General features: G+C 64.3%; 15 protein-coding genes. 9 read left to right on the top strand and 6 right to left on the bottom strand.

Annotated elements, in window-relative coordinates; all coding sequences use genetic code 11:
- Nucleotides 1-443 precede the first annotated feature (443 nt).
- Nucleotides 444-2,495, top strand: a complete 2,052-nt coding sequence (locus SB772_RS10315; protein WP_410833155.1) for a carbon starvation CstA family protein — start codon at nt 444-446, stop codon at nt 2,493-2,495.
- Between the two features lie 12 nt (nt 2,496-2,507).
- Nucleotides 2,508-2,777, top strand: a complete 270-nt coding sequence (locus SB772_RS10310; RefSeq protein ID WP_410833154.1) for a YbdD/YjiX family protein — start codon at nt 2,508-2,510, stop codon at nt 2,775-2,777.
- Between the two features lie 276 nt (nt 2,778-3,053).
- Here SB772_RS10310 and SB772_RS10305 read toward each other — a convergent pair whose 3' ends face one another.
- Both SB772_RS10305 and SB772_RS10300 read right to left on the bottom strand, forming a co-directional pair.
- Nucleotides 3,054-3,224: a hypothetical protein gene (locus SB772_RS10305; protein WP_410833153.1), complete on the bottom strand. Its 171-nt coding sequence runs from the start codon at nt 3,222-3,224 to the stop codon at nt 3,054-3,056.
- Nucleotides 3,202-3,492 carry a type IV toxin-antitoxin system AbiEi family antitoxin gene (locus tag SB772_RS10300; RefSeq protein ID WP_410833152.1) on the bottom strand — a complete coding sequence of 97 codons (291 nt, stop codon included), beginning with the start codon at nt 3,490-3,492 and terminating at the stop codon, nt 3,202-3,204. The genes SB772_RS10305 and SB772_RS10300 overlap by 23 nt, the downstream gene beginning before the upstream one ends.
- A gap of 440 nt (nt 3,493-3,932) precedes the next feature.
- Here SB772_RS10300 and aldA point away from each other — a divergent pair, with 440 nt between their 5' ends.
- The 4 genes from aldA to SB772_RS10280 all read left to right on the top strand — a co-directional run bounded on the left by aldA (nt 3,933) and on the right by SB772_RS10280 (nt 9,837).
- Nucleotides 3,933-5,369, top strand: a complete 1,437-nt coding sequence (gene aldA, locus SB772_RS10295) for an aldehyde dehydrogenase (protein WP_410833151.1) — start codon at nt 3,933-3,935, stop codon at nt 5,367-5,369.
- A 140-nt stretch (nt 5,370-5,509) separates the two neighbouring features.
- Nucleotides 5,510-6,826 (top strand): MFS transporter, encoded by a 1,317-nt coding sequence (locus tag SB772_RS10290; protein WP_410833150.1) that lies wholly within the window; start codon nt 5,510-5,512, stop codon nt 6,824-6,826.
- The gene (locus SB772_RS10285) at nt 6,827-8,044 is read left to right on the top strand and encodes a mandelate racemase/muconate lactonizing enzyme family protein (protein WP_410833149.1); all 1,218 of its coding nucleotides are present in this window, start codon (nt 6,827-6,829) and stop codon (nt 8,042-8,044) included. It abuts the gene before it with no gap.
- 71 nt (nt 8,045-8,115) lie between these two features.
- Entirely contained in the window at nt 8,116-9,837 is a 1,722-nt protein-coding gene (locus SB772_RS10280; RefSeq protein ID WP_410833148.1) for a GMC family oxidoreductase, read from the top strand.
- Here SB772_RS10280 and SB772_RS10275 read toward each other — a convergent pair.
- Nucleotides 9,782-10,717, bottom strand: coding sequence for a LysR substrate-binding domain-containing protein (locus SB772_RS10275; RefSeq protein WP_410833377.1), 936 nt, complete (start codon nt 10,715-10,717; stop codon nt 9,782-9,784). The genes SB772_RS10280 and SB772_RS10275 overlap by 56 nt on opposite strands.
- Before the next feature lie 337 nt (nt 10,718-11,054).
- Between SB772_RS10275 and SB772_RS10270 the strand changes: the two genes are divergently transcribed.
- From SB772_RS10270 to SB772_RS10260, 3 genes are all read left to right on the top strand, one after another.
- Nucleotides 11,055-14,141 (top strand): acetoacetate--CoA ligase, encoded by a 3,087-nt coding sequence (locus SB772_RS10270; protein ID WP_410833147.1) that lies wholly within the window; start codon nt 11,055-11,057, stop codon nt 14,139-14,141.
- A gap of 121 nt (nt 14,142-14,262) precedes the next feature.
- Nucleotides 14,263-14,649 carry an MAPEG family protein gene (locus SB772_RS10265; RefSeq protein WP_410833146.1) on the top strand — a complete coding sequence of 129 codons (387 nt, stop codon included), beginning with the start codon at nt 14,263-14,265 and terminating at the stop codon, nt 14,647-14,649.
- A gap of 242 nt (nt 14,650-14,891) precedes the next feature.
- Nucleotides 14,892-15,638, top strand: a complete 747-nt coding sequence (locus SB772_RS10260; RefSeq protein WP_410833145.1) for an SDR family NAD(P)-dependent oxidoreductase — start codon at nt 14,892-14,894, stop codon at nt 15,636-15,638.
- Between the two features lie 12 nt (nt 15,639-15,650).
- Here SB772_RS10260 and SB772_RS10255 read toward each other — a convergent pair whose 3' ends face one another.
- From SB772_RS10255 to SB772_RS10245, 3 genes are read right to left on the bottom strand one after another with little or no spacing between them, the layout of a single operon-like run.
- Nucleotides 15,651-18,599 carry an Hsp70 family protein gene (locus SB772_RS10255; protein WP_410833144.1) on the bottom strand — a complete coding sequence of 983 codons (2,949 nt, stop codon included), beginning with the start codon at nt 18,597-18,599 and terminating at the stop codon, nt 15,651-15,653.
- Nucleotides 18,550-20,409 carry an Hsp70 family protein gene (locus SB772_RS10250; RefSeq protein WP_410833143.1) on the bottom strand — a complete coding sequence of 620 codons (1,860 nt, stop codon included), beginning with the start codon at nt 20,407-20,409 and terminating at the stop codon, nt 18,550-18,552. Before SB772_RS10250 ends, SB772_RS10255 begins: the two co-directional genes overlap by 50 nt.
- Entirely contained in the window at nt 20,406-20,996 is a 591-nt protein-coding gene (locus tag SB772_RS10245) for a DUF2760 domain-containing protein (protein ID WP_410833142.1), read from the bottom strand. The genes SB772_RS10250 and SB772_RS10245 overlap by 4 nt, the downstream gene beginning before the upstream one ends.
- Nucleotides 20,997-21,261 lie beyond the last annotated feature (265 nt).

Here is a 21,261-nt window from a genome sequence, read left to right as displayed (position 1 = left end):
TGGGTGCGAGACGCGTCGGCTCGGGCTGCCCCCGATCCGACGCGCCACGACCCGCTAGCGTGTTGGCCGGCGCCTATGGAACGCACGCGTGAATGAACTGGTTCTGGGCAGGGTGACGCACACTACGACGCGCGATGACCGTGCCCGTGCTCGTGTCGCATTGACAGCAGGCGTGTCCGCGCAAGATGGGATTCGCAGATCCGGCATGCGCAGGCGGTGTCTTCCTCGAATGCGGCGGTTGAGGACACGCGTCGCATGTCACCCATTTGTCCTGGCGACGCGCGCTGGACCGCATCTTGCAGCAGCCCTGGTGTGGGTGTAGCCTTTTTCATGTCGGCCCCGTGTCGACTCAATCGCCTGCCAGGCGTCAGATGCCGCACAACAGCCGGTATCCGCGTGGTGGATGACGGGTGCCGTGCGCAGCGCGTCTGCACGGAGGTGCCATGAACAAGCTCGCGTCAATTCTTCTTTGGGGTGCGCTTACCGCAGTCGGCGCTTTCTCATTCGCAACACTCGCACTCGGGCGCGGTGAAAACGTGAACGCGGTGTGGCTCGTTACCGCGGCCCTGATCGTCTACTTCATCGCATACCGGTTCTACAGCAAATTCATTGCCGGGCGCGTTTTGCGACTCGACGATGCCAGGCAAACTCCCGCAGAGCGCCACAACGACGGCATGGATTACGTGCCAACCAACCGGTGGGTGCTGTTTGGCCATCACTTCGCCGCGATCGCCGGCGCGGGTCCGCTGGTCGGCCCCGTGCTGGCGGCGCAGATGGGCTACCTGCCCGGCACGCTGTGGATACTCGCGGGCGTGGTGGTCGCCGGTGCCGTGCAGGACTTCATTGTGCTGTTCGCGTCGGTGCGTCGCGACGGCAAGTCGCTCGGCGAGATGATCAAGGTCGAACTGGGCCCTGTGCCCGGGTCGCTGGCGCTGGTCGGCGTGCTTGCGATCATGATCATCATTCTGGCCGTCCTGAGCCTCGTGGTCGTCAAGGCACTGACGGCGAGCCCGTGGGGCCTCTTCACGATCGCAGCAACGATTCCGATCGCACTGCTCATGGGCGTCTACATGCGGATCGTTCGTCCGGGGCGCGTAGGCGAGGCGTCTGCGCTCGGCGTCGTGCTGCTGCTCGCGGCACTCATGATCGGCAAGACGGTCGCAGGCGACCCGGTGTGGGGGCCGGCATTCACATTGAGCGGCCCGCAACTCGCATGGTCTCTCATTCTGTACGGCGCCGTTGCGTCCAGTCTGCCAGTGTGGCTGATGCTCGCACCGCGGGATTATCTGAGCACCTTCCTGAAAATCGGCACGGTCGTCGCCCTGGCGATCGGCATCTACGTCGTCGCGCCGACGCTCTCAATGCCACAGACTACGCGTTTCATTGACGGTACCGGACCCGTCTTCTCGGGCAAGCTCTTCCCATTCCTGTTCATCACGATCGCATGCGGCTCCGTATCGGGCTTCCACGCGCTGATTTCCTCGGGCACCACGCCGAAGATGATCGAGCGCGAGTCGCATATGCGCCTGATCGGCTTCGGTGGCATGCTCGCCGAATCGTTCGTTGCCGTCATGGCGATGACAGCGGCTTGTGTGCTGCAGCCGGGGATCTATTTCGCGATGAACGCGCCGGCCGCGGTCATCGGCACCACCGCCGCGCACGCGGCGCAAGTCATTTCCAGCTGGGGGTTCACCATTACGCCGGAGATGATCACCCAGGCGTCCGCCAATATCGGCGAGAGCACCGTCCTGTCGCGCGCCGGCGGTGCCCCGACGCTGGCGGTCGGCATGGCGCAGATCCTCGCCCAGGCGGTTGGCGGCACGGCCATGCAGGCCTTCTGGTATCACTTCGCGATCCTGTTCGAGGCGCTCTTTATCCTCACCGCGGTCGATGCCGGCACACGCGTCGGTCGCTTCATGATCCAGGACATGCTGGGCCACGTCTACCCACCGCTCGGCAACACCCAGTTGCTGCCCGCGAACCTGTTGGGCACCGGACTGTGTGTGGCAGCCTGGGGCTACTTCCTCTATCAGGGGGTGGTCGACCCGCTCGGCGGCATCAACACGCTCTGGCAACTCTTCGGCGTCGGAAATCAGATGCTTGCCGGCATCGCGCTGCTGCTGTGCACCAGCGTGTTGATGAAGATGAAACGCGAGCGCTATGTATGGGTGACCTTGGTGCCAACAGCCTGGCTTCTGGTCACCACGCTGACCGCCGGTATCCAGAAGATCTTCAGCAGCGATCCGCGCATCGGCTTCCTTGCGCTGGCGAACAGGTTCAGCAATGCGGCCGCGCACGGGACAGTGCTGGCCCCGGCCAGGTCGATTGCGGAAATGCAGCGGGTGGCCTTCAACAACTATCTGGATGCGGTCGTCTGCGGTCTCTTTGTCGTGCTGGTGCTTGCGATGTGCGTCTTCGCCGTCAGGATGAGCTGGCAGGCGCTGCGCCAGACACAGCCCACCACCCACGAGACGCCAGTTGTCGCGCGCGCTTAAGGAGGACTCGCCGTGAAAACGATTCTCAGCAACCAACCTGTGCGGTCCTTGCTTCAGGCAACCGGGATCCAGCCAGGTGCGGATGCGCGATCCACGCGCCTGTCCGACATGGCGAGGACGCTGCACCGTGCCTACCTGCAAGTGTTCGGCATCCCGGACTATGAACGCTACATGTCGCACATGGCGTCGCATCATCCGGGCGATCCGGTGCTGTCGCGACGTGAGTTCTGCGCCTGGGCGATCGATCGCAAATACGCGCGTAACGGGCCGAGGTGCTGCTAGCGAGTCGTCGCGCTCAAGCCTTTCGCAGGACCGCGTCGCGATCCTGACACCCTCCCGCGACTCCATCGTCGCATGGGCCACGAACTGCGTGTCCAACAGCGAGGCCGACAACCCGCGCAGATTAATGCCGCGTTCGGCGCGCTCCCGAACCAGTTCCGCAACAATGCCTGGCCAATCGGCGCCCGTCACCCGGAGTGCGGGTTGTGTGTGAAATTACTGCTAGCCACATCAGCGAGAAGCAGGTGGGCGAGGTGCTTGACACATTGTTCGATGCCATCAGGCAAGGCGTGGCGCAAGGCGATACGGTCCAAAGCGCGCGGTAGCGCCGCCGACGAACCATTCGACGTTCGACGCGCGCGCCGCATCAGCGGCATGCCGCAGCAGTTCGACGACGAGCGCCGGCAGCAGTCGGCTGTCGAGCAGATCAAGTGGAGAGGAATTGCTCACGTAGCATCCGCGCGGTTTCGATGTTGCGAGAATCGCCTGTCGCGATCAGGTCGGCATAAATCAGCACCGGATGCACGACCGATGGCGGCACGTTCGGCGTCCCGGCAGTGGGCGTAACCGGCGGAATGGGCGCATTCAATACTTTCATCTCGCCGTTCAGATCGAGCCGCAGGCGGGCGTCGATCAGCCATTTGTGCGGTATCGCCTGCTGGCAATAGAGCGTCACCGTTGCCGGCTTCAGATAACCGGTGAGAAGCGCTGCGGCCACATTACCGCCGAACCGGCATGGCTCGCTCTGCGGATCGATGTTGCGCCACCATGCCGGATCTTCGACCCGGCGTTCAGGAAAATCGCCTGTACACGCAACGTGAACATCGAAAAAAATTGAACGATGCGGCGGAAAACCGCTGTGCGGCCGGCGCGCCGCGCCCGACCGCATTCGATCGCACTACGCCCGCACCATGTCATTGACGCCTGGCACTTATGCCGCAGCGCAATCCGCACCGCGACCTGACTTCTGCTGTTCGGGATGGGAAACGCGTATGAGGCTCATCCCTGGATAAATGTGACTTTTTCGAATGTTTGTCCCGCAAATTATTCGCTTGTGGCGTGCTGTGCCGAGGAGAAAAATTCGCTCCATGCGCCATCGGCATGAAGCTCATAGCCGGAGGTAATGCGCTTTTGCACCACGCCTTTCAGGAGACGACCATGCGACTCGATCGCAATTTTGCTAACGGCCGGTTTATCGAACCTGGCACCGAATCCGCTAGCGACGAGCTCATCGCCGTCTACAACCCGGCAACCGAAGCCGTGATTGCCCACGTCACGGGCGCTTCGAAAGCCGAAGTGATCGCCGCGGCCGACGCCGCAGCCGCCGCGCAAAAAGCGTGGCGCAAGCTGCCCTCGGCCGGGCGCGCGGTCTATCTGCACAAGCTCGCCGATGCGTTGACCGAATGCGCGCCCGTCATCGGCGCGGCGCTGGCGCTGGAGTCGGGCAAGAGCGTTGCCGATGCCACCAACGAAGCGATCTACGCCGGCCAGATCACGCGCTATCACGCCGAATGGGCGCGCCGCATCGAAGGCGAAGTGATTCCGAGCGACACGCCCGACGAAAACCTCGTGCTGCACCGCGAGCCGATCGGCGTGGTCGCGTGCCTGATCCCGTTCAACTATCCGGTCTATACGTTCATGCGCAAGGTGGCGCCCGCGCTGATCGCCGGCAACACGGTGGTGGTCCGCCCGAGCAACAACACGCCGACCTCCGCGTTCGAGATTGCCCGCGCGGTTGAACGCGCAGGTCTGCCCGCAGGCGTGGTCAACATCCTCGCGATGAATCATGCAACCGCCGAAGCGCTCTGCACGCATCCGAAGGTCGGTATGATCACGCTGACAGGCAGTGTCGGCGCGGGCCGCAAGGTGCTCGAATACTGCAAGGCGAACATCGCCAGGCCGTCGCTGGAACTGGGCGGCAAGACGCCCGCGATCATCGAGGCGGATGCCGATCTGGAGAAAGCCGCGCGCGATCTGGTCGCGTCCAAAACCACCCATTGCGGCCAGCTTTGCACGGCGATCGAGCGCGTCTACGTTCAGGAAAGCGTGCATGACCGCTTCGTCGCGCTGCTGAAGAAGCACATGAGCGCCGTGGAGATCGGCGACCGCAGCGAGCAGCCCTCGCTGATGGGCCCGCTCGTCAACGAAGCGTCGCGCCAGTCGATTCACGCGATGGTCGAGCGTGCGCTCGCCGCGGGCGCCACGCTCGAAACCGGCGGCAAGCTGCCGCAAGGCAAGGGTTTCTTCTATCCGCCTACCTTGCTGTCGAACTGCCGGCAGGACATGGAAATCATCCAGGAAGAAACCTTCGGTCCGATCATGCCGGTCGTCAAGTACCGCACGCTCGACGAAGCGCTGGAGATGGCCAACGACCATCAATTCGGTTTGTCGTCGGTGCTCTATACCGAGAACTATCGCAGCGCCATGAAGATCGCCAACGGCATCGAAGCGGGCGAACTGTATGTGAACCGCACGCCGGCCGATCCGTATCAAGGTTTCCACGCGGGCTGGAAGCGTTCGGGCCTCGGTGGCGACGACGGCAAGCACGGCATGCTCGAATTCACGCAGACCCGCCTCGTGGTGATGAAGTACTGATGAACCACCGCGTGCCGGGACTGCAATCAACGGCACGCGCCCCCCGCAGCAACGCGGCAAGCAAGCTAAACCCATAACAAAACCATATTGGAGACCCGGCAAACCGGTAGACCGGCGCTGTGTCTCCCAGGAGCGCTCAAGTGTCATCTCAACCCGTTCGAACTACCGCGTCGCTCGCTTTGAGCGAGCACGAAACCGCACTGCAAAACAGCAAGGCGCAACGCTACCTGCAACTCATGTTGCTGGTGCTGGCAGCCGGTGCTATTTACCCGATTCTGTATCTGCGGCAGGTCTATCAGCCGACGATGCTCGAAGTGTTTCACATCACCGATAGTCAGCTTGGCTATCTGTATTCGTCGCTGGGCACGATTTTTCTGTTGAGTTATCTGCCGAGCGGCTGGCTCGCCGATCGCATCGCGCCGCGCCTGTTGATCTGCTTTTCGCTGATCGCAACCGGCGTGCTGGGCTTGTGGTATTCGACCGCGCCGTCGTTCCAGGTGTTGATGGCGATCTTCGGCGGCTGGGGTTTGTCGACCGGATTGACGTTCTGGGCTGCCGTCATCAAGCGCGTGACGATGATCGCCGGCACGCATGAGCAGGGCCGCTTCTTCGGCTTGCTCGACGGCGGACGCGGGTTGATCGAAGCGATGCTCGCGACCGTCGCGATCACGCTGTTCGCGTGGTTCACGCAGACCAAAGGCGAGCCGGTTGCGGCCGGTTTCAAGCTGGTCGTCTACCTGTACGCGTTTCTTTGCATCGCGCTTGGCGTCGTTCTCGCGCTGGTCAAAGACCCGCAAGGCGCCGCCGTCACCCATCGCGCCGCGCGCAAACGCAGCAACGTGCTGGTCGATCTAAAAACGCTCGCAACGATTCCCGAGTTATGGCTTATCGCCGCAATCGTGTTCTGCGGCTATCAGGTGTTCTGGGCGACCTACAGTTTCTCCGCGTATCTGCATGAAGGCGAGATCGGTTTGACGGTGGTGATGGCCGGCACGATCACCACGCTCAAGCTGTGGATGCGGCCGATCGGCGGCATCGGCGGCGGCTTTCTCGGCGACCGTTATTCGAAGGTGTCGGTGCTGGTGATCGCGCTCTTTCTCGCGGCGTTGTCGCTGCTCGGCCTGATGGCGGCGCCGCGTATTTCCAGCCACGTGCTGCTGGTGTTCCTCGTGCTGTTCATCGGCATTCTGACGTACGCGATTCGCGGCCTGTACTGGTCGCTGCTGGATCGCTGCAACATTCCCGTCGAAACGATGGGCCTTGCGATCGGCCTGATCTCCGTGCTCGGTTATTCGCCGGACGTGTTCCTGCCGCTGATCAACGGCTATCTGACGCAGAACTTCCCGGGCGTCTTCGGTTACCAGCTTTACTTCGGCTATGTGGCCGGAATGGCGGCGCTCGGCGGCTTCGCCGGCTTGGCGCTGAGAAACATGTTCAACAGGAAAGAGGGTGCGTAAATGAAAGTTGTCTCGCTCGAAACGCATATCGTTGCCGTACCGCCGCCGCATCTCGGCGGCATGTACTGGATTTTCGTCAAACTGAAGACCGACTGCGGTATTGAAGGCGTCGGCGAAATCTATTCGGCGACGTTCCATCCGAAGGCGATGGCCCACATCATCGACGATGTATTCGGCCGCTATCTGCTCGACAAGGATCCGCACCATATCGAGCGGCTCTGGCGCGAAGCGTATTCGAGCGGCTTCACGCAACGCCCCGATCTGACGATGATGGGCGTGGTGAGCGGGCTGGAAATGGCATGCTGGGACATCATCGGCAAGGCCGCGAACAAGCCGGTCTACGAACTGCTCGGCGGGATGGTGAACCAGCGTCTGCGCTCGTACACCTATCTCTATCCGAAGAACGGCCGCGGCGAATACGACTACGACGATCCCGACCTCGCTGCCGAATGCGCCGCCGAGAACGTGAAGCGCGGCTTCACCGCGGTGAAGTTCGATCCGGCCGGGCCGTACACGGCGTACTCGGGGCATCAGCTGTCGATGGAAGTGCTCGACCGTTGCGAAACCTTCTGCCGCAAGGTGCGCGAAGCGGTCGGCAGCAAGGCCGATCTGCTGTTCGGCACGCATGGGCAGATGGTGCCGTCCTCCGCGATCAGGCTTGCGAGGCGCCTCGAAAAATACGATCCGCTGTGGTTCGAAGAACCGGTGCCGCCGGGCCAGGAGGGCGCAATGGCGCAAGTCGCGCGGCACACCAGCATTCCGATTGCCGCCGGCGAGCGCCTCACCACCAAGTACGAATTCTTCAAGCTGCTCGAAGCGGGCGCGGCGTCGATCTTGCAATTGAACGTGGCGCGCGTGGGTGGTTTGCTCGAAGCGAAGAAAATCGCGTCGCTCGCCGAGGTGTATTACGCGCAGATCGCGCCGCATCTGTACAACGGGCCAATCGGCGCGGCGGCCAGTATCCAACTGGCGACCTGCACGCCGAACTTCCTGATTCAGGAAAGCATCGGTACGTGGGACGGTTTCCATGCGGCGGTATTGAAGAAGCCGATTCAATGGGAAGACGGCTACATCATTCCGTCGCAGGAACCGGGTCTCGGCGTCGAACTGAACATGGAAGTGCTCAGGCAGCACACGCCGTACACCGGCGAGCGTCTGCATCTGCAGATGGCCGCTCAGCCGGCCGACGTGAAAGACCTCGCGCCGGCCAGGGGTTGAACTAGGGTTGAAGCCGGGTACAGCCTTTTATACGCATTCACTGGATTGAGCGCCGTCTGGCGACATAGAGCATGAACTACGATTACATCATCGTCGGCGCGGGTTCGGCGGGCTGCATACTCGCCAATCGCCTGTCGACGTCGGGCCGATATTCGGTGCTGCTGCTCGAAGCCGGCGGCAAGGACAGTTCCTTCTGGTTCAAGATTCCGGTCGGCTTCACCAGGACGTACTACAACGAAACCTATAACTGGATGTACTACAGCGAGCCCGAAAAGGAACTCGACAACCGGCCGATCTATTGCCCGCGCGGCAAGGTGCAGGGCGGCTCGGGGTCGATCAACGCGATGATCTACGTGCGCGGCCAGCCGCACGATTTCGACGACTGGGCCGCGGCGGGCAATCACGGTTGGGCGTTTCGCGACGTGCTGCCGTATTTCCGCAAGCTCGAATCGCATCCGCTCGGTAACACCGACTATCACGGCGCTGACGGCCCGATCCGCATCTCGCCGATGAAAGATGCGGTGCATACGATCTGCCACGTGTTCCTTAAAGGCTGCGACCAGGCCGGCTACCAGCGCAGCGACGACTTCAACGGCGCGCGGTTCGAAGGCGCGGGTATTTACGACGTGAATACGCGCAACGGGCAGCGCTCGTCGAGCAGCTTCGAGTATCTGCATCCGGTGCTCACGCGCAAGAACCTGACGGTCGAGCGCGAAGTACTGGCAAGCCGCGTGCTTTTCGACGGCAACCAGCGGGCGATCGGCGTGAGCGTCACGCAGAACGGCGCCACGCGGCAGTTCATGGCCAATCGCGAGGTGATCCTGTCGGCGGGCGCCGTGGATACGCCGAAGCTGCTGCAACTCTCGGGCGTTGGCGACAGCGCCTTGCTGGCGAAGCACCGCATTACGCTGGTCAAGGATCTGCCCGCCGTCGGCCAGAATCTGCAAGACCATTTGTGCGTGAGCTTCTACTATCGCGCCAACATGAAGACACTGAACGACGAGATGCGTCCATTGCTCGGCAAGCTCAAGCTCGGCTTGCAGTATCTGTTGACACGCAAGGGACCGCTGGCGATGAGCGTGAACCAGTCGGGCGGTTTCTTCAAAGGCAACGAGCATGAGACCCAGCCGAATTTGCAGTTGTACTTCAATCCGCTGTCGTACCGGATTCCGAAGAGCAACAAGGCGAGTCTCGAACCCGAGCCTTATTCGGGCTTTCTGCTGGCGTTCAATCCTTGCCGGCCGACCAGCCGCGGCTCGATCGAGATCGCGTCGAATCGCGCTGAAGACGCCGCGAAAATCCGCATCAACGCGCTGACCACCGAAAAAGACATCGACGAAGTGATCCAGGGTTGCGAACTGGTGCGCAAGGTGATGAGCTCGCCGGCATTGAAGACGATCACGGTGGAGGAACTCTCGCCCGGGCCGCGGGTGAATACCCGCGAAGGCTTCCTGCAATACTTCCGCGAGCAGTCGGGCTCGATCTATCACCTGTGCGGCTCGTGTGCGATGGGCGACGATCCGCGCACGTCGGTGGTCGATGCGCGCTTGCGGGTACATGGTATCGCCGGGCTGCGCGTGGTCGATGCGTCGATTTTTCCGAACATCACGTCCGGCAACATCAACGCGCCGACGATGATGGTGGCCGAGAAGGGCGCCGAGATGATTCTCGAAGACGCGCAAAGCGACGCGGCCTCAAGTCAACGCGCATCAACGCACGTCAACGCAATCCCCCAACTCAAAGCGCGTCACCCAACTGCGCTGACGCCGACGAATCGAGTGCCCGCTCGCTGAGCCAGATCTCCTGCTGCAACCAGTCGCGAAACAGCGCGACGTGCGGCAGTTCGTCCTGGCCGGTGCGCGTGACGAACCAGTACGACTGATGCCCGTCGACATGCACGTTCAGCACCTGCACCAGCTGTCCCTCGGCCAGTTCGCGCGCGATCATGTGACGATCGGCGATCGTCACGCCGAGCCCGTCGGTCGCGGCGCGAATCGCGTGATCGAGCAGGTCGAATTCGTAGCCGCCACGTGTGTCGACATTGTCGATGCCGGCGGCCTTCAGCCAATGCTGCCACGTCAGGTAGCGCTGGTCGGCGCTCGCGAGCACGTGCAACAGCGTGAACTGATTCAGATCGATCGCCGCGCGGCCGGCCTGGCGCGCCAGCAACGCGGGCGCACAAACCGCGATGTGCCGCTCGTTCATCAGCAGACGGTTGTCGAAACCCTCCCACTCGCCATTGCCGAATCGGATCGCGCAGTCGAGCACGCCCGACTCGGCCAGATTGTCGTCGACCCGGGTCGACAGGCTCAATTCCAGATGCGGATGCGTGTCACGCAGACGCCCCAGCCGCGGCATCAGCCAGCGGCTCGTAAAAGTGGGCGGCGCGTTGAGGCGCAATCGATTGCGGTGGGTTTTTTCCTGCAGGCTGCGCACCGTCAGTTCGATCCGGTCGAACGATTGCTGCAAGGCCTGCAGCAGGACGCGCCCGGCGGCGGACAGTTCAAGGTGGTGATGGTGGCGCAGCAATAGTGTCTCGCCGAGCTGCGCCTCCAATTGCCGTACCTGCCGGCTGACGGCGCTTTGCGTGACGTTCAGCCACTCGGCGGCGCGCGTGAAGCTGCCTGTGCGGCCAGCGACTTCGAAGGCTTTGAGCGCGTTCAGCGCGGGCATTTTACGTTTCAAGGCTGTCTCGACTCGATTGCGCGATTGCGGAAAACCGCTGGCTATTCTACGTGCTCGCCGCGCCGGCGCCGCACCAACGTCGTGCAATTTCGTGGTGGCCTCGCACCAGTCGCGGGACGCCGCCGCGTGTCGTTCGTACGATGTCGCACAGAGTTAGCGAAGTTCGAATACTAGGCTCCGGTACTAGAGAAAGACTTGGCAGGACCGCTTGCCGAGGTAGCGCCGGGCAGCGGCTCGTCCGGTTGGATTTCTCTCAACGAAACGAAATTTGTGCGGCGGGTCCTGGTCAGGATGGCGCTCGCCCGCGCAAAACGGGGAGCTTTTAATGTATCGATCGGATTTGCTCGACGCTTCTTCCAGCGCCGCACCGCGCCTGCCCATCTACGGCATCCAGCCGGATCGTGCGGCGGCATCGCAGATGACGGCGTTCACGCGCGCGCTCGAGGCTCATACCGGCCGCATCTTCGCAAACTATGAGGCGCTGCACGATTTCTCGGTGCGGGACTACCGGACCTTCTGGTCGTTCCTGTTGCAGTGGTCGCAAGGCGTGGACTGGTCGGGCTGCACCGAGCCGGTGTGCGTGGGCGATGACTGTGAGCATGCGCGTTTCTTCCCGCAGGTGCGCCTGAATTATGCGCACGCGCTGCTGAGCCTCGCGATTGCGCCGGCGCAAGCACCGGCGCTCACGGCCTGTCACGCGGACGGCCGCAAACTGCGCCTGAACCGCGGCGAACTGCGCGAACGCGTTGCGCGTCTGGCCGATGCGTTGTCGGCGTTGGGATTGGGCGAGGGCGACCGGGTGATCGCCGTGATGCGCAACGACGCCGCCGCGATCGTGACCGCGCTGGCCGTCACCGCGCTGGGCGCTACGCTATCGACCATTGCGCCGGACATGAGCGTCGAGACCATGCTTGAGCGTTTCGCGCTGCTCGAACCACGGCTCCTGTTCGCGCATACCGCCGCGCAACCGTTCGATACCGGCACGCCGGTGCAGACGAATGTCGTCGCGCTGGCCGCTGCGTTGCCGTCGCTGCAAGGCATTGTCGCGCTCGATGGCGGCGGCTTGCCGGGCACTGTCGAGCCGGCTGTGTATGCGGTGGATGAACTGATCGCGAGCGGCGACGCAACCCGCTTCGTCTGGCGGCAATTTCCGTTCGACCAGCCGCTCTTTATCATGTTTTCGTCGGGCACCACGGGCAAGCCGAAATGCATCATGCACGGCGCCGGCGGCGTGTTGCTCGAACATCTGAAGGAACACCGCTTGCACAGCGACCTGCGGCCAGGCGACCGGCTGTTCTTTCACACCAGTTGCGCATGGATGATGTGGAACTGGCAATTGTCGGCGTTGGCGTCGGGCGTCGAGATCGTCACGTACGACGGTCCGATTTCGACGGTCGACACACTTTGGCGTCTCGTGGCCGATGAGCGCGTCACCGTGTTCGGCACCAGCCCCGCGTACCTGAAAATGAGCGAGGAGGCCGGACTCGCGCCAGGCAAGCAGTTCGATCTGGGGGCATTGCGGGCGATGATGTCGACCGGTGCGGTGCTGTACGACGCGCAATTCGCCTGGGTGCGCGATCACGTCAAGCCGCTGCCGTTGCAATCGATCTCCGGCGGCACCGACATTCTCGGTTGCTTTGTGCTGGGCAACCCGAACCTGCCGGTCTACGCGGGCGAAGCGCAATGCAAGAGTCTCGGGCTGGACGTTCAGTCATGGGAGCGGGGCAAGCGCACGGACGGTGCCGGCCAACTGGTCTGCACGAATCCGTTTCCGTCGCGTCCGCTCGGTTTCTTCGGCGACGACGGCACGCGCTTTCACGCTGCCTATTTCGCCGACAACCCGGGCGTCTGGACTCACGGCGACCTTGTCGAGATTTTGCGGGAAGGCTCCGTGCGTCTGCATGGCCGCTCGGACGGCCTGTTGAACGTGCGCGGCATCAACGTCGGCCCGGGGGAGATTTACCGGGTACTGAACGACATCCCCGAGATTCGCGAGGCAATGGTCGTGCAGCAGCAAGCGTGCGTCGCGCCGGCAAGCGATTCTGCGGCTGCGGCCATTGAACCGCGCGTGGTGTTGTTACTGGTGTTGCGCGACGGTTGCGTGCTGAACGGCACCCTGGCCGCGCGCGTGCGACGCGACCTCGCGCGGCGCGCATCGCCCGCGCATGTGCCGGACCGCATCATTGCCGTGGACGCATTGCCGGTCACGCACAATGGCAAGCTGTCCGAAGCGGCGGCGCGCCATGCGGTCAACGGCTTACCGGCCAGCAACGCCGCTGCGCTGCGCAACCCAGCCTGCCTCGACGCGATCCGCAATCATCCTGCACTGAACCTTGCGACGCGCGAGATTCCGCCGCCGGGCGAGACGCGCGAATCGCTGGAAAGGCATTTACAGGCGCATTGGGAGCGACTATTCGATTTCGCGCCGATTGGCCGCGACGACAACTTCTTCGAGCTGGGCGGCCACTCGCTGCTTGGCGCGCGGATGCTGGCGGAGCTACGCAGGACGACGGGCCGCGCGATACCGCTGGCGACCTTGATGATCGCGCCGACGATCGCGCGCCTTGCCGCCACCATCGACGCCAGTGCGCAGCAACACGCCGCGTCGCCGATCCTTGTGCAGGTGCGCGCCGGGGAGGGCACACCGATCTTTCTCGCGCACAGCGTAAGTGGTTCGGTGATGGAGTGTTTGACGCTGGTGAACGCGCTGCGCAGTCCGCGTCCGGTGTATGGCCTGCAGGCGCACGGCCTGGACGGCGAACGGCCGGCCCATCGACGCATCGAGGAGATGGCGGCCAGCTACGTCGAACAAATGCGCCTCGTGCAGCCGAGCGGCCCTTACGCGGTAGCGGGCTTCTCATTCGGCGGGCTGGTGGCATTCGAGATTGCGCAGCAACTGCGGCGCGCGGGCGAGCGAATCGAGTTGCTGTGTTTGCTCGACACCTACGTGCACGAAGATTTTCTGCCGCTGAGCGTACGGGTGCGGCGCCGCTGGCGCCTGGTCGGCGGCCAATGGCGCAAGCTCCGCGAGGTACCGGCTCCCCAACTACCGGGCTATCTGGCTGCCAGACTGATGAGCGTAACCGACATCATGCGTCGCCGAACGGGACGCAGCGTGCGCCGTCCCGACCCATTCACGGCGACGTTGCCACCGACGTTGCGGCGCATCCGCGAGATGATGGGTGCCGCGATGATGATGTACCGCCCGCGTCCATACGATGCGGGGCCGATCATTTATCTACGCGCGGCGATAGTGGAGCGGGAGCGGGGTGACCCCATGCCGCTATGGCGAAGGATTGCGCGCGCCGGCCTGGTGGTAGCGGACGTTTCCGGGGGCCACGGCGACATGATCGTGGAGCCGAACGTCCAACGCGTCGCGGCACTGCTGGACGAAAGACTGGAGAGTCTGTAAAAAACGGGCGATAAAAAAGTCCCGCCCAGCATCATTGGCACGCGCACTTCGATCAGGACGAGGGTAACGTGTGGTTGCGCAATCTGATTTCGTGGATTCCCTGCCAAGGAGGCTCGTTCAAATGGACAACGTTGCTCTCGCATGCGTGGTAGTTCTGGGGCTACTACTGTTCGGCCTCGGATTGTCCGTCTCGGCGATGCGTTTTCGCAAAGGCACCGGCTCGGGCTGCGAGTCGGACCCCACGAACCGGCTGCACATGCTCGTGCGAGCTCATGCCAACACGGCCGAATACGCGCCGTTCCTCGCGTTGCTGTTTCTCTATCTTGGCGCGCGATCGCCTTCGACGGCGACGGTGTCGCTGATCGTCGCGGCAACCGTGTGCCGCTGTTTGCTCGTCGTCGGACTGATCGCATGGCCAACGATGGCAAAACCCAACCCTTTCCGGTTCGTCGGCGCACTTGGGACCTACCTGACCGGTGTGGCGCTATGTGCGATGCTGCTGCATTGAGATGCGCCAGGCTAGCCGTTTTCGGGCAGGGGCGAAACCGCAACGCACCCGCCACTTCAAACAAAATCCGATTGTTCGGCTCACCCGACGTATCTATTCGTCTTCAGCCGCTTTATCCATCCGGCTTACCTGCCTACATTGTGCCCTGTGACAGCGCCATCGCATGTCCCGCTTTATCGACGTCGGCCCCGCGAATCTTCGCGGCAGCACGTCGGCGCACACCCACTTCACAGGAAACGATCATGAGCAAGCTCACAGGTAAAGTTGCAGTAGTGACAGGCGCATCGAAAGGTATCGGCGCCGCTATCGCCAAGGCGCTCGCGGCGCAAGGCGCCTCGGTGGTGGTCAACTATGCGTCCAGCAAGACCGGCGCGGACGCGGTGGTCGCCGCGATCACCGCGGCGGGTGGCAAGGCGGTTGCCGTAGCGGGCGACGTGTCGAAAGCAGCGGATGCGCAAGGCATCATCGATGCGGCGGTCGAAACGTACGGACGCCTCGATATCCTCGTCAACAACTCTGGCGTCTATGAATTCGCGCCGATTGAGGCGATCACTGAAGAGCACTTCCATAAGCACTTCAATGTGAACGTGCTGGGTCTGCTATTGGTCACGCAAGCGGCGGCGAAACGTCTGGGCGAAGGCGGCAGCATCGTCAATATCGGCTCGCTGGTCAGCCGCATCACGCCGGCGGGTAGCGCGGTTTACACCGCCACGAAGGCTGCGGTCGACGGCATTACCGGCGCGCTCGCCCGGGAACTCGGGCCGAGGAAGATTCGCGTCAACTCGGTGAATCCGGGCATGGTCGCCACCGAAGGCACGCAGAGCGCCGGCTTTGTCGGTTCCGACTTCGAGACGTGGGCCGTCAGCCAGACACCGCTCGGACGGATCGGGCAGCCTGAAGATATCGCGGGCGTCGCCGTGTTCCTGGCATCGGACGACTCGCGCTGGATGACCGGCGAGAGCCTGCTGGCTAGCGGCGGATCGCGTTAAGACGTTTCCCCCTCAACTCGCGATCAGCTTCAATCCTGCGGGCAGCGACTCGCCGAACACGCGGCCTTCATCGGCGTTATCGAGCTCGACCGTCTCGCTGACCATGGTGATCCACGCACGCGGCGCGTTGAGCGCTTCGAGCCTGCGCACCACCGTGTTGCGCAATGGCTCGGGCAGGTCGCGCGAGCGGTCGCCGGTCATGCGGGCGATCTGCACGGCGGCGAACGCCGCGGGATCGATCTTCTTCCAGTCGAGCGCAAGAATCGTGTTCAGCCAAAGTGCCGCGATGTCGGGCGGCACGACGCCATGCGCGCTGCCGTAGAACGGCCGCCGTGCACCGATTCGGCCGACCGCCCACCAGCTCTGATGGTTTTCGGCGGGTTTCTTCAGCCGCGTCAACACGGATTCGCCAAGTTCGATCTTGCGCTCCACCGGGATGCGTTCGAGCGACGCACTCAGGCGGACCATGTCGGTGAAGCCCGTTTTCGACACGTCGAACGGCAGCTTGTGACGCGATTGAGCGGCCTTCTGCAGATACGCCATCGCATCGAGCACGCGAAGCTGCGCGCCCTCGTCGAGGCCGCCCGCCGCGCGGCGCCATAGCGTCCACCATTCCGACCAGACCTGGCTGTCGTTGACGTACTGAATGCCGTCGTCGAAGAGCGACCAGAGTTGCTCGACACGCCATTCGTCGAGCGGGTAGCCGAAGCCCGGCCGCACACAGTAGCCGGCGAGATTCAGCCACAGGCGTTCGTGATCCGCCGAACGCCGCCGGCGGCGCGCGCGTTCCCACAGCGCGCCGAACAGTTCGCGCAGCAGGGCGCTGTTCCAGCGCTCGCGCGGTCCCAGCAGTTGTTCGAGTTGTGCGCGCAGCCGTTTGACTTCCTTCGGGCCGACGTCTTGCGAGCGGGCGCCGAAGGTGCGGTCGATCTGTTCGATCGCAACGCCCAGCGCCGCATGCGGGGTCTGTGCAGAATCGGCCGGCAACGTCACTTGCGCGTCTTCACGGCGTAACTGGAATTCGAGCAGCCAGCGCTGCGCGGGGTTGTCGATCTCGATGCAGTGCACCTCGAGCGTGCCGACTTCGGTCAGCGACGTGGCGATCCGCACCGGCGATTCGCGCGCGGTGCCGGTGCCACGCGGTTGCACGATCGTCGCGATCGGCGGCAGACGGACGAAGTCGCCGCTTGCGAGATCGGCGAGTTCGCCGGGCCGATACACCGTGTCCGCGATCGAAGAAACCAGATGGAAGCGCACCGGATGTCCGAGGCGCAGCGCGAAAGTGCGGTCCTCGATCAGGATCTCGTGGCCTTCTTCCGTGCCGCGCGGCAGCAGGCAGATGCCGCGCGGCGAAGGCTCGCCGTTTTGCTCGCCGTTGCCATTGCCATCGCCATCGCCGGTTTCATCGAGCACGAGAAAGTAGCTGCGTGGCGAGCCGCCGCCGATTTTCGGCGCCTGGCCCGCGCGGGCGAGCGCATAGGCAACCGCGCCACGGGCGACGGCCACGTCGGGGTTGTCGTTATGCAGTACGTTGAGCGGCTCGCCGCGCCAGTCGTTCAAGGTGCTGGCGAGCCGTTGCGTCAACGCTTCGGCGCGGAACACGCCGCCGTTCAGCAACAGCGTGTCGGGCATCGGCAAAGGCCCGCTGTCTGTAGCGTTACCTTCGGCCGTAGCAGGCGAACCCAGCGCTTTGCGCGACTGCGCGGCGAAGCGGCTCAGGAACGCCGCGATATGCCGCGTGATCGCGGCGTCGGTCGCATAGGGCAGGCCGAACTCGACGATCGCGCCGCGTGGACGTCCCGGCCGCTCGCTCGACTTCACCGCCGGAAAGAAGCCGTCGACGATGATCTGCTCGACCTCTGCGCGCGTCACCTGCGCCGTGCGCGCACCGCCGATCAGCTTCGAGCCGGCGCCGAGCAGCGTGATGGACACCGAGTCGGGCGCTTCCCGGCCGAGCAGTTGCTCTTTCGCGCCGCGGCACCGCTCGACCAGTTGCGACAGGCTGGCCGCCGACAGACGCGTGCGCTCGCTGCCGGCGTGAGGCAAACGCGCCTCGACCAGATGCGCGAGCGCGAGGTCCATATTGTCGCCGCCGAGCATCAGATGATTGCCCACGCCGATGCGCGTCAGTTCAGGCTCGCCGTCGCGCGTTTGCACGTTCCGCACGTTTCGCACGTTTCGCACTTCGATCAGCGTGAGGTCGGTCGTACCGCCGCCTACGTCGCAAATCAGCACGAGGCGTGTGTCCGCCAGTTCAGTCGACAGGCGCTCGCGATGATGAAACAGCCAGTCGTAGAACGCCGCCTGCGGCTCTTCCAGCAGCCGCAACGCGGGCAGGCCGGCGAGACGCGCCGCTTCCACCGTCAACGCTCGCGCGCCTTCGTCGAAAGAAGCGGGCACAGTGAGCACGACGTCCTGATCTTCGAGACGCGCGTCAGGAAAGCGCTGGTTCCAGGCCGCGCGCGCATGCGCCAGGTAGCTCGCGCTGGCTTCGACCGGCGAGACCTTGCGGACCTCGTCGGCGGCGCCCCAAGGCAGAATCGGCGCGACCCGGTCGACCGACGCGTGCGACAACCAGCTCTTCGCGCTCGTCACCAGCCGTCCCGGCACCTGGCCGCCGAGCGTGCGCGCGAGCCGGCCGATCACGACCGGCTGGGTTTGTGAATCGTCGGCGGCACGCGTTGCCTCATGCCAGGGCAATTGCAAGTCGCCCGCGCTCAGTTCGCCGGCCGCCGCGTGATACCGCACCGACGGCAGCAACGGCCGCGCGGCGACCTCGCCGGGACTCACCAGCTGATCGATCTCGAAGACGCGAATGTCCGAGGTGCCCGCCTCGGCATAGGCGAGCACCGTGTTGCTCGTGCCGAGATCAATCCCGACGCTGTATCGCTTCACGTTTGAAACCGCCCACTCATGCACTGGCGCTGCCGCGCACGTCGAACTCGACTTTCCAGCGCTCATCGGTGCCGCGCGGCATGGCTTCGAGCTCGAGCGTGCCGGCTTCGGTGACGCGCGCATGCAGTTTCACCGGCACGACTTCGCCGGCGGTGCGGCCGGCGGCTGGCAGCGATGCCTCTATTTCCTCCAGTTCCTGCAATTCCTCGGGCCCCCAGAAGTCGAGCAGCGTGCCGACCTGATCCTGGCGACGCACCGACGATCCGAAGAAGCGGAAGTGCACCGGCTCGCCGACCACGAGGCCGAACTCCTGCGCCGGCAACTCGGCCGCGGTGCCTTCCTCCATGCCGAACGGCGCGACGCACAGTGCCTGTATCGGCGGTTCGAGGCCGGGCACGGCGGGCATCGCCGATTCGATTGCGATGTAGTACGCGCGCGCCGTGCCGCCACGAATGCGCACGCCTTTGCCACGTCGCACATAGCCGTAGTAAGCGGCGCCGCGTGCGACGGCGAGATCGAGATCGGCGCCTTCGAGCAGCCGCGCCAGGGTCGCACCTTCCGCCGCAAGCCAGCCATTGAGCGTGCCGAGGATGCGCTCCACCAGCAACGGCGACTTGAACACGCCGCCGTTGAACAGCACCGCGGTCGGATGCAGGAAGCTTGCGCCTTGCGCCGTTGCGTTGGCGTCCATTTCGCGCAAGCCTTCGAGTTCGGCAAGCGCGCCCACCTGACGGCCGAGAAAAGCCGCGAGATGCCGCGTGATGCCGGCGTCCTGTGCGTAGGGCAGGCCGAGTTGCGTCAGGCCCGCGCGCGCGCGGCTCACCGGACGGGCCGCGCTGTCCACTTGCGGGAAGAAGCCTTCGAGGATCGTCTGGGTCAACTCGGTCCGCGTCAGCTCCGTGCGGATCGAACCGCCGATCAGCTTCGAGCCGCGGCTCGGCACGACGAGCGGCACGGTGTCGGTCGACGGGTCGCTGAGCAGCGTTTCCTTCGCCGCGCGGCATGCGTAGGTGAGGGCGCGCAGTTGCCACGCGTCGGCCTGGGTGCCAAGCGCTGCGAGCCTGCGTGCGACCACGTGGGCGAGCGCGAGATCCATGTTGTCGCCGCCGAGCAGAATGTGTTCGCCGACCGCGACGCGATGCAGTTCGAGGTTGCCTTCGCGCTCGATCACGGCGATCAGCGAGAGGTCGGTAGTGCCGCCGCCGACGTCGACCACGAGGATGATGTCGCCAGGCTTGACCTGCTTGCGCCACTGGCCGCCGCTTTTCTGAATCCAGCTATACAGAGCGGCCTGCGGTTCTTCCAGCAGCGTCATGCGGCCGTAGCCGGCGGCCTCGGCGGCTTCGGCGGTGAGCTCGCGCGCGGCCGGGTCGAACGACGCCGGGATCGTCACGGTGATGTCCTGCTGGCTGAACGGCGCGTCCGGGTGGGCGTGGTCCCAGGCTTCGCGCAGATGCGTCAGGTAACGCACCGAGCTTTCGAGCGGCGAAACGCGCGCGACTTCGGGCGGCGCGTCGTTGGGCAGAATCGCCGCGCGCCGGTCGACGCCTGGATGGCACAGCCAGCTTTTCGCGCTCGACACGAGCCGGATCGGCGTGGCCGCGCCGCGGCTGCGCGCGAATTCGCCGACCGCGAATTCGCGCTGGCCGGTCCACGGCAGATAGAGGTCGCCCGAGGCCAGTTCGTCCGGGTGCGGCAGGTAGAGAAACGAGGGCAGCAGATCGAGGTTGTCGATCGCGCCCGGTCCGATAAGTTGCGTGATCGGCAAAACGCTTTGAGCGGTTTTCTCGCCGTCGCTGGCAGTGCAGTCGACGTAGGACAGCGCGCAGTGCGTGGTGCCCAGGTCGATACCGATCGAGTAGCGTGCGTCGCTCATAGCTCCACCTCGGCTGGTGCGATTACGCGGGCGTTATGGCTGTCGGTCAGCTTCGGCAGACGGACTTCGTCGACGCGCCAGCCACGGTGGCTGACGCTGCCATTGAACGGCGCCTTGCCGACGACATTGCCGGTCAACCGGATCGCGGTGGCGTCGAAGCCCTCGGCGAGCGTCACGCGGCTGCCTTCGGCTTCGTCGCGTACCGGACGGATCGTGAAATGCTCGCGCAGTGTCGCGCGGCAGCCGTCGTGCACGAGGCGGGCGGCGGCGCCGATGTCGGCGTCGCTATAGCCCTTGATGTCTTCTTCGACGAAATCGATGAAGCGCGCGTCGCGTTGCAGCAGGCCGAGCAACTGGAGCGCGGCGTCCGGGCTCGCTTCCTTCAGCGTGGGCGCGGCGGGCTGTGGCGCGGGAACGGGCGCAGGCGCAGATGCAGATGCGGGTGCAGGCGCTGCACCAGCGGCAACGCCGCCGCCGTTGCGCAGGCGCAGGACCCCGGCGGCGAACTCGCCATCGCCGAGGATGCGGAAAAAGGTGCTGACGGCAAGGGAAATCCTGCCGAGGAAAGACGGGTTCGAATCGGTCATAAATGCTCCTGATGGGCTCTGTTAAAGGACGAGCCATCCTGTTGCCGCGTCGCGTGCGACGGGCCTTGGGCCGTCGTCATGCGTCTCGCGAAGGTCGACGGCCCAAGGCCCGCCGACGTCTGATTCTGCAGATTCTGCGGCGCTGTTGGGGCGCACAAACCCGTATTTTGCCTTGTGCGGCGCGGGAAGCGAATTTTAGCGGTGAATGGGTGGCAATCTGGTGGCGGTTTCGCGCGGGCTCGCCGCCGGGCTGGCCGCCGCCACG

The organism is Paraburkholderia sp. SIMBA_030 (assembly GCF_046535245.1).
In the GTDB taxonomy this organism is placed as follows: domain Bacteria; phylum Pseudomonadota; class Gammaproteobacteria; order Burkholderiales; family Burkholderiaceae; genus Paraburkholderia.
This window is presented reverse-complemented; position numbering and strand designations above follow the sequence as displayed.